Below are 9,235 nucleotides of genomic sequence, written 5' to 3' on the forward strand. Positions count from 1 at the left end.
ATGGCTCATAAGTAATTCCTGATTGGTCATGGTATCATCCTCCTAAATATAAGGATATAATACCAGATCACAAGGGTGATAAAACGGACTTATATAGGTTACCAACACATTTGCGGACTAACACCATAAATTATAGTAATTTAAGGGAATAAATTCAATAGTCAGTGTTTTTCCTCGTGTTTGATAATGAACACTTTCGCGTTTTGTGTTAATTTTTTATAATCTTTTAAGATTTGCGCCTGCGGGCATGGGTTTGGAAAAAAGGAGGGATTTTATGGTAACGGAAAAGGTTGACCGCCGGGTCCGGAAAACAAAAGCGCGGCTGACAGAGGTCCTGCTGACGCTTATGAAGGAAAAAGAGGTCAAGGATATTTCCGTAAAGGAGCTTTCCGATCTTGCGGATATCAACCGGGGCACCTTTTACCTGCATTACAGGGATGTCTACGACATGCTGGACTCCGTGGAGGACGAGCTGTTCTGCCAGTTCAGCGAGATTCTGAACCGGGATTTCACCGCCATACAGGAGGACAGCCTCTACAGCGTGCTGGAAGATGTATTCTCCTTCCTTTATGAAAATATGCAGGCCGGCCAGGTGCTCATGGGCGCTCACGGCGACCTGGCTTTCATCAACCGCATGAAGGGGCTGGTCAAGGAACGGATTCTCCAGGTATGGAATCGCAGCAGCCAGCCCTCGCAGGCCTTTGATTATTATTATTCCTTCCTCGTATCGGGCTGCATCGGGCTGATTGAAGCTTGGCTGAACAAGGATGCGCCGGAGCCTCCGAAGCAGATTGCGTCACTGGCAGGAGACATGATTAAGCGGGGCCTTGTCACTCCCATCTTTTGAAAAACGGTTCTCCTTCCGGAAGAAGGCTGTTTTTCCCAAAAACATAAAAGGCTTCCTGCCCGGACAGATAGTACTCAACTCTGTCCGGCACAGGAAGCCTTTCTTCAGCCGGCTGCCGCAGACGGGTGTTCACTGCCTCCGGCAGCTGCTTTACTTTCCCGCGCCTCCTCTGCGGCCAACACCTGCAAAGGACCGGGAAAGGCGGCCTGACCGTCATAGGTTCTGTGCCATAAATGCCTGCATTTCCTGGCACGCCACTTCTTCATCCTCCCCGGAAATCTGTAAGTGAAGCCGGTCTCCATACTGGATATTCATATGGAGAATGCCGAGCAGCTTCTTCAGGTTGCCGCCCTTATCCCCATTCGTGAGTATGATGTCGCTCTCAAAATCCCGCACGAGATGCATCAATACTCCTGCCACACGCGGGTGCAGCCCAACAATTGACTTTACAGTGTAATTAAATTCCCTCATTAGAATGCCCTCCATAATGCCCCTTGCTACACAAACATTATATCCTATGCGTGCACATTGCGTAATTATTACCCCAGTTCATCGTCAATTTTTTGTTTAATTTTACTTTTTTCTTACGTTTTCAAAGGTGTATTATGCATTTTTGTCAGATTGCGGCGATTCTGTCCCGCAGCTCCACCATTTTCCGATCCAGCTCCTCCACAATCTGCGCATATTCATACAATTCCTGCCCGATCAGCTTTGCTTCTTTCAGTCCTCTTTTGTATATCAGCTGGTGATCAAGTCCCGCCCAGAAGTCCATGGCCGCCGTGCGCAGCTGTATTTCCGCCCTTCTCCACAGCTCCTCCCCCTGAAAATAAATGGGCACCTCCACAATAAGATGAAGGCTGCGGTAGCCGGATCTCTTTGGTTCCTGCAGATAGTCCTTTACCTTCACCGTGCGTACATCCCTGTGCTGCTCCAGCGCTTTTGCCACAAGATACAAATCATCCATAAAGGAGCATACGGCGCGGACGCCCACAATGTCATTGATTTTTTCCTGGGCCATCTCATAGGTTTCTTCATATCCTTTTTTACGCAGTTTTGCCCGGATGCTCTCCGGCGTCTTAATGCGTCCGGAGGTCTGTACAATAATATTTCTGTCGTATTTCATGCTCAGCTCCGCATTGATGATGTCCAGCTTGGCGAGCAGCATGCTGATAATACATCTGCTTTTCACCACAAATTCGTCGCCGGTAAATCTGTCCAGACTCTGTTCCTTTCCAATTTCCGTAGCCGACTTCCCCTTTCATTGCCGCAGTTTCCCGGCGGCAGCCGTCCATTTATTTTTGTGGATATCGAGCCATACAGGCATGACTGCATGGATATTGGACGGCGGCCGCCAGGATCAAATACCCGCTGCCTGCAACGGGATATCTGATTTTAACAACTCTTATTGATATGTACTACCGCCCGGCTGTAAATATGATGTATAAAGGATGTAAAGGCACAAAAATCAGTTTTTTGTTTATCAGGGCTGCTGAACAGACTTCATTACTCATAAACGCCCCTTTTTATTCCGGTCTTGGATTGTTTGGCATTGGTTTTCCGTTCTCATCTCTGTTTATGGGCGTGGTTTTGAGATGGAATTTGATACACCCGTCAGCGCACGGAATATCCATTTCATACTTTTCCTTTAAGCCTCTGTATGTAAAGTCTCCGCCGCATCTGATAACCTCGCACCATGTGTATACCTGTGCCATTGTTTTTGGGCACATCCCGGCAGGGCATTCATACGAAAAGATAAATTTATCCCCTTCCTCTAACCCAAGCTCTAAAAATAAAACGGGTCCGGGAATTTTCCGAACAAATCATTTTGGGGACGCGCGGCTTCATTTCCTACAGGATAAACGCATCGGCGCAGGCGCCGTCCTTCTAAAAGTTACGCCAAAAAGGCCGGAGAAGTTTTTTGCCCTCCCCGGCCTTTTTGTCTTCTTTTTGCGATTGAATCAGTCCTCCAGACTGCTTATCATCAGATTCCTCATTCTGCGTACCACCGAGGTAAGCCCCGAGTCCGTTTTCTGCATCATGAACAGCATGGTCATGCCCGCAGCCGGATCGTTGGCAAAATAGCAGCCCAGCCAGCCGTCCCAGCCATACTCTCCCACATGGTTCAGTGTTGCCGATTGTCCGGGATCCACCATCACACGCATCAGGTTTCCATAGCTGAAGCCGGGCATATTGGCAAAATTCCTTCCGAACGCTTCCCTCTGTGCCTGAGTGAGCTGTCCGGCCGTCATAAAACGTACGGTGGCCGGCTGCAGAATCCTTCTTCCGTCCAGCTCCCCTTCATTTAAAAGCATCTGGGCAAAGCGGGCGTAATCGTCAATGGTGGAAACAAGGCCCGCGCCGCCAGATTCAAAGGCCGGCTGCCTGTCCATGGCATTGATGATCCCAAGATGGTTCTGTGTATATCTTTCCAGTTCTCCCGCGGCATTCAGACGGTAAGCGGCTGCCAGACGGTCCCTATTTTCCTCAGGCACGAAGAAGCCCGTATCCTTCATCTCCAGCGGCTCAAAGATATTCTTCTTCAGAAATTCCCCGAAGGTCATGCCTGCTGCCGCTTCCACCACCGCGCCCAGCACATCCGCCGAGGTTCCGTAAAGCCAGGAGCTTCCCGGATGGAACGCCAGCGGGCCTTTGCCCAGCGCCCCTGCTATTTCGGCAGTCGTCATCGCCTGATCGGTAAGCAGCCTTTCATCCACCTTTCGGAACAGCTCGGTGACATATGCTCCCGTCAGCCCCGGATTTCCGTTGTACATCAGCCCTGAGGTCATACCCAGCAGATCCTTTACCGTGACCTCCCTGACCGCAGGCACCAGCTTTCCATTTTCCTCCACCAGCTGTCCGGCAAATTCCGGCAGGTATCTGGAAACCGGCTCCGCCAGATCCAGCAGCCCCCGCTCAAACAGCATCATGGCCGCGGCAGCCGTTACGGGCTTGCTCATGGAATACAGCCTGTAAATATGATCCCTCCGGACAGCCTCTCCCTTTTCCCGATCCGCCATACCGGCCTCCAGATAGCAAAGCTCCTCACCATGCTGTCTGACAAGCAGGCTGCCGCCGGCCAGCTCCTTCGCCGCAACAGCCGCTTCCAGCATCTCCTGCATCCGATTCCTTAATTCTGCTTTCATTTCTCCGCATCCTTCCCCTTATGTCAATTTACTTCCGCCTTATTTTCTCACAAAACAGGCGGAAAGAAAAGGCCTATCTTATGTACACCCCTGCAAAAAACACATGAGACATAAGCTCCGGCAACTCCACTCCGGCAGCATTACGGCCTCACTGCAATTTTCATCACATGTTCCTTCTTATTCTCAAATATATCATAGGCCTCCATCACCTGATCCAGCGTAAATCTGTGGGTTATCATGCAGGTGGTATCAAGGCGTCCCTCCGCAATCAGGCGCAGGATTTCATCACAGGCATTGGCATCCACGCCGCCGGTTTTAAAGGTCAGGTTCTTTCCGTACATATCCGGCAGAGGCAGCGGCTGCGCCTCTTCGTACATCGCCACAATGCATACCGTCCCATTGGGTCTCGCGGCCTCCCATGCCATACGGAAGGTATCCTCGCCGCCGGCAGCCTCTATCACCACATCGGCGCCCCTGCCCTCCGTCATGGCACGCACCGCTTCCGCCGCATCCTCCTTTCGGGGATTGATTACCCGGTCCGCAAGCTTCCGGCTTCTGACAAGCTCCAGGCGCTCTTCGCTGATGTCCGCGCAGATAATTGCACCCGGCTCATACAACGCCGCGCACATCAGCGTGCAGAGGCCGGTGGGGCCGGCTCCCAGCACAAGCACCGTATCCCCTTTTTTAATTTCGCTCCGCAGAAGGTTTCCACATTGACAGCCACCCTGTCCCCGGGCCTGTATTTTGTTACGGCAGAACCGGTTTCCACCACTTCGCCCACCATTTCATGTCCCACAATGGTTCCCGGCACCGCCCTGGGCACGCTCCCATGCTTGATATGGATATCACTGGAACAGATGGAACACAGCGTAATTCTCACAATAGCGTCCTTCGGATCCCGGAGCGACGGACGAGGACGCTTCTCCAGGCTGAAAACCCCTTTTTCTTTATATATAACCGCTTTCATTTTTCTTATCTTCCTTTCTTCCTTACCTCAGACAGCCCTGCCGGCTTTTCCTCCTCAGATCCCGGCAGCCAGCCCGACAACCAGCCGGATTACGGCCATCACCGCCACAGGAATCACCGTTCCCCCTGCCAACTGGCCTAAGGTATGCCTGCGCATGACAAGGCTGGCCCACCACACCGCCGCCAGCACCAGAAGCGCCGGGATCCATGCGGGGACGCCAAAATAAATAAGCAGCGCCGCAGGGCCTGCCACACCGCAGGCATGGCCGCTGGCCTTCCTGTGAAGCAGCTTATTGCAGCCGAAAATCAACAGGCCCGACAGCAGATATTCCAGATAAATAATCCACTGGGAAACCGGCGCCCCTGAAATCAGGCACACGAGGCAGCCCAGCACATACCCTGCCACGGCAAATATCATGGCAAGGCTCCGCTGGCCTTCTCGTCCCCTGTCCCGGTATCCGGGCAACAGGGGCTGCAGCGGATAGGCCAGCAGCGGCAGCGCCACAAGGAAAACCAGGCTTTCCGCCAGCCCCGCCGCCTGGCCGCACAGCGCCTTATCCCTGCCATATAAAATCAAAAGCATGACGCACGCCATCAGCGGAGCCACCGTCAGACAGCGTATTACCCTGCAGATTCCCGTAACTGTTCCCGAAGCATTCTTCTTTTCCATTTTCTTTCCCCATTTCTGTTGCCAAATTCTTTTATCCTGTCTATAATTCTCACCATGTGACAGATTGTAACATTTGTTTTCCCTCAAATCAAGAGAACTGCCTGTCACTGTTACAAACAGAAGGGTTTTGTTCATGGAAGGGAAAAAAGAAATCAGGCCAATCTTCCGGTCAGGAAATGCATGATATCAGCTACGACTTCATTCTATCACCGACATCCGATGATTTCCACCTGGAAAACGGCCTGCGGAATAACCCCCGCAGACCGTTTTCATTGTTTCCATATTAACCGGCCGGCTCATACGCCTTCCGCAAGGCTGAGACTGTTTAAAATCACCGTCTCCACCTTTTCCTCTTCCCTGTAGCCCTTTCTTCTGAGGACTTCATTTACCGCCTCCCTGAAATCCTCCATGGACAGCGTCACCTTTTCCTTGTTCTTCAGGACCAGGACGCAGCCATCCTGAAATTCACAGTTCTCATCACAGGAAATGCGGTACAGGTTCTTCCTGTCTATGGCCCCGATTTCTTCCAGCGTCTTTACCATACGGTATACGGTGGCGATGCCGATAGACGGGTCCTCATGCACTGCCTTATAATAAATTTCCTTACAGCAGGAACATTCATCGGAGAGAATAATATCGATCAGCAGCTTCCTCTGACTGGTAATGCGGAAACCGTTTCTTTTCAGTTCGTCCAGAATTCTCTCACGGCGGCCTGCATTCTTCTCATATTGATTGTTATTGCGTTTCGTTTGTATCATCCGTTCCACTCCTGTCCGCCCTATTTTACCTTGTTCTGATTGACGCTGCCATGGCAGGAACAGGAATGTGCACAGCCGCTGCAGCCACCGCCGCAACCCTTTCCCGCCTTCTTATCCCGGATCATTATGCGGATTACCAGAGCGACCGCTATAATGAGGAGAAGGGCTGTTATTATGGTTCCCATATTATTGATAAGGAATGTCATATGTTCCATCTCCTTTTTCTTGTTGAGAATGGTTCTCAATTGTTCTCTTTAAGTTAGTATAAACTAACACCTATTCTTTGTCAAGAATATTTTCCATGGTTTTTCCAAAAATCTTCCTCCCAGATGCCCTCTTCCTGTTTTTTCCTCTTTACAGAACATACGTTCTGTCCTATAATTTTCTCATGAAACAGATTATATTTCATGTGGATGTAAACAACGCGTACCTCTCCTGGGAAGCGGTTTACCGGCTGAAGCACCTGGGAGGGAGCGTGGATCTGCGGGAGCAGATCTGTGCGGTGGGCGGGGATTCCAGTAAACGCCACGGCATCATCCTGGCAAAATCCCTTCCTGCCAAGGCCTACGGCATCCAGACCGGAGAAAGCCTGATGGAGGCCAGGCAGAAATGCCCCGGCCTGCTGATCGTCCCGCCCCACTACCGGCTCTACTCCCAGTGCTCCAATGCATTTATGGAAATCCTGCGGGAATATACGCCCGATGTGGAGCAATACAGTATTGATGAGGCCTTTATGGACATGAGCGGCACCGGGCAGCTCTGGGGTGATCCGCTTTCCACGGCGGACGCTATCCGGGAACGGATCGAACGGGAGCTTGGCTTCACCGTAAATATCGGCATTTCTGAAAATAAGCTGCTGGCCAAAATGGCCTCCGACTTTCGTAAACCCAACCGGACCCATACTCTTTTCCCGGAAGAAATCCCCCGGAAGATGTGGCCTCTTCCGGTTACCGACCTTTTTTTCGTAGGCCGCTCCACCTTTCCCAAGCTGCGCAGACTGGGAATCTCCACCATCGGCGACCTGGCCCATACGGATCGGAAGCTTCTGCGGGCGCATCTGAAGTCCTACGGCGAAGTGATCTGGAATTATGCCAACGGGCGTGATACCGCAATGGTGGAAAGCATCGCTCCCGCCAATAAGGGCTACGGCAACTCCACCACCATCGCTTTTGACATCTGCGGGGAAAGGCCCGCCGCCATGGTGCTCCTTTCCCTGGCGGAAACCGTGGGCGCACGGCTGCGCAGGGATGCGGTGAAAATTGAGGTGGTAGCTGTGAGCATCAAATATTCCGATTTTTCTTCCTGCTCCCACCAAAGGACGCTGCCTGCATCCACCAATATTACCAATGAAATTTACCATACTGCGCTGGAGCTGTTCCGGGAAACCTGGGACGGCATCACCCCCATCCGGCATCTGGGCATCCATACCGGCCGGGTGAAAGAACAGCCGGACTGCCGTCAGCTCCACCTGGCGGATCTGGACTGCTCTCCCCTCTACCGGGAACGGGAACCAGGCTTTGAAAAACTGGAGCTTGCCGATACCATGGCGGACAGCATCCGCGCCCGCTACGGCATCGATTCGCTCAAGCGCGCTGTTTTCGTAAAACAGGCCGCCATGGTGGATCACATGTCCGGCGGCATTACCAGGGATAAAATGGATGTGGATTACAGCAGGGAGACGGTTCTGTAGCTTTGCTTTCTGCTGCTCCGCGGTCTGAATCTGTGGCTATGGGGAATTGAGGTTATGGAGAATTGAGGCTATGGGACTTGAGGATGAAAAAAACTGCATTTTGGGACTGCGTTTTGGAAGCTGACAAGACAGATTTTTTCTGCGACAGACTGACTCATGCCATAAGATTTAACGGAAAGAAAGGAGGCGATTGGGTTGCTCATTCATACGGACAAAGATATCAATTATAATTCCGAGGCGGAATGGAAGCCCAAAAGAAACCGGAAGGAGATCGCCTGCTGCAGCTGGACGACCGCTTCCGGCCAGGTAACGCCTATTCTGTTCAAAATGCAGGATGAGGACGGCATCATACGCACCTTTGACAAAATCCATGTGAATCATTCTGAAAAAAAGCTCTATGCAGGAATTCCGTCCTATGAATTTGACTGCGACATCTTTGTAAACGGACTGCTGGTGAAGGTGCTGCTCCAATACTTCCCGGAGGACTGCCGCTGGACGTTATGTGAGATGGCGTAGGCAGCAGAGCCTCCTGTCCGCCAACAGAAAATGGCTATAGCTGACAATCCCTATATAAGCTTTAAAGTTCAAAAATTTTGGAGGCAAGGCTGAAGGATTTATAATATTGTTGATTGCTTACTTCATAATCGTATAATTGTATCGGAAACGTAGTAGGCATCTGATTTCCCAACAACAACGCAAGTCCCCAAAAGCCATTGTAAAATAAATTAATATTGATTTTTGCGGCACCTTTTTGTTTTAACATTCCATAATGTTTTATCATTTTATCTGCCAATTTTTCAGAAGATAATTCTAAATTAAAGCTTTCATCATAATTCTCTCTGTTAGCAAACAAAAGTATATAACTATTTTTATTTTTTCTCTTTTTTAAGAATTCATAGAAAGCTGCTATTCCGTCATCCCTTGATTTCGCCTGAATATATACATCTAAGGAAACGGGCTTGTCAAAAGCTATGTTTTCACATTTCACCTTTTCTTCAAAATTTATTAACCGCTTTCCATTCGCATTAGAAAATAATGGTGTTAGTCCGCAAATGTGTTGGTAACCTATATAAGTCCGTTTTATCACCCTTGTGATCTGGTATTATATCCTTATATTTAGGAGGATGATACCATGACCAATCAGGAATTACTTATGAGCCA

Annotated in this window: 11 protein-coding genes and 1 pseudogene; 3 read left to right on the forward strand and 9 right to left on the reverse strand. The window is 50.4% G+C overall.

Annotated elements, in window-relative coordinates; all coding sequences use genetic code 11:
- The first annotated feature begins 274 nt into the window (after window positions 1–274).
- Window positions 275–847, forward strand: coding sequence for a TetR/AcrR family transcriptional regulator (locus FYJ45_RS28105; protein ID WP_195842027.1), 573 nt, complete (start codon window positions 275–277; stop codon window positions 845–847).
- Window positions 848–1,060: 213 nt separating this feature from the next.
- Here the strand turns inward: FYJ45_RS28105 and FYJ45_RS28110 are convergent, their stop codons facing one another.
- From FYJ45_RS28110 to FYJ45_RS32915, 8 genes and pseudogenes are all read right to left on the reverse strand, one after another.
- Window positions 1,061–1,318, reverse strand: a complete 258-nt coding sequence (locus FYJ45_RS28110) for an HPr family phosphocarrier protein (protein WP_195842028.1) — start codon at window positions 1,316–1,318, stop codon at window positions 1,061–1,063.
- 145 nt (window positions 1,319–1,463) lie between these two features.
- The gene (locus FYJ45_RS28115) at window positions 1,464–2,039 is read right to left on the reverse strand and encodes a GTP pyrophosphokinase (protein WP_276917390.1); all 576 of its coding nucleotides are present in this window, start codon (window positions 2,037–2,039) and stop codon (window positions 1,464–1,466) included.
- A 331-nt stretch (window positions 2,040–2,370) separates the two neighbouring features.
- Window positions 2,371–2,559: a hypothetical protein gene (locus FYJ45_RS28120; RefSeq protein ID WP_154468271.1), complete on the reverse strand. Its 189-nt coding sequence runs from the start codon at window positions 2,557–2,559 to the stop codon at window positions 2,371–2,373.
- A gap of 246 nt (window positions 2,560–2,805) precedes the next feature.
- On the reverse strand, window positions 2,806–3,990 hold the full coding sequence (locus FYJ45_RS28125) for a serine hydrolase domain-containing protein (RefSeq protein ID WP_154468272.1): 1,185 nt from the start codon (window positions 3,988–3,990) through the stop codon (window positions 2,806–2,808).
- Window positions 3,991–4,130: 140 nt separating this feature from the next.
- A pseudogene (locus FYJ45_RS32910) lies at window positions 4,131–4,957 on the reverse strand (zinc-binding dehydrogenase).
- A 54-nt stretch (window positions 4,958–5,011) separates the two neighbouring features.
- On the reverse strand, window positions 5,012–5,626 hold the full coding sequence (locus tag FYJ45_RS28135) for a hypothetical protein (protein WP_154468273.1): 615 nt from the start codon (window positions 5,624–5,626) through the stop codon (window positions 5,012–5,014).
- Between the two features lie 296 nt (window positions 5,627–5,922).
- Window positions 5,923–6,384: a transcriptional repressor gene (locus FYJ45_RS28140; RefSeq protein ID WP_154468274.1), complete on the reverse strand. Its 462-nt coding sequence runs from the start codon at window positions 6,382–6,384 to the stop codon at window positions 5,923–5,925.
- A gap of 20 nt (window positions 6,385–6,404) precedes the next feature.
- On the reverse strand, window positions 6,405–6,569 hold the full coding sequence (locus tag FYJ45_RS32915; RefSeq protein WP_408609546.1) for a FeoB-associated Cys-rich membrane protein: 165 nt from the start codon (window positions 6,567–6,569) through the stop codon (window positions 6,405–6,407).
- 203 nt (window positions 6,570–6,772) lie between these two features.
- On the opposite strand from FYJ45_RS32915, the gene FYJ45_RS28150 reads away from it, so the two are divergent.
- Both FYJ45_RS28150 and FYJ45_RS28155 read left to right on the forward strand, forming a co-directional pair.
- Window positions 6,773–8,074 carry a DNA polymerase Y family protein gene (locus FYJ45_RS28150; RefSeq protein WP_154468276.1) on the forward strand — a complete coding sequence of 434 codons (1,302 nt, stop codon included), beginning with the start codon at window positions 6,773–6,775 and terminating at the stop codon, window positions 8,072–8,074.
- Window positions 8,075–8,269: 195 nt separating this feature from the next.
- Window positions 8,270–8,590, forward strand: coding sequence for a thioredoxin family protein (locus tag FYJ45_RS28155; RefSeq protein WP_154468277.1), 321 nt, complete (start codon window positions 8,270–8,272; stop codon window positions 8,588–8,590).
- A gap of 61 nt (window positions 8,591–8,651) precedes the next feature.
- On the opposite strand, the gene FYJ45_RS28160 is transcribed toward FYJ45_RS28155, so the two are convergent.
- Window positions 8,652–9,161 carry a hypothetical protein gene (locus tag FYJ45_RS28160; RefSeq protein ID WP_207708461.1) on the reverse strand — a complete coding sequence of 170 codons (510 nt, stop codon included), beginning with the start codon at window positions 9,159–9,161 and terminating at the stop codon, window positions 8,652–8,654.
- Window positions 9,162–9,235 lie beyond the last annotated feature (74 nt).

This window comes from Eisenbergiella porci, assembly GCF_009696275.1.
Classification (GTDB): Bacteria; Bacillota; Clostridia; order Lachnospirales; family Lachnospiraceae; genus Eisenbergiella; species Eisenbergiella porci.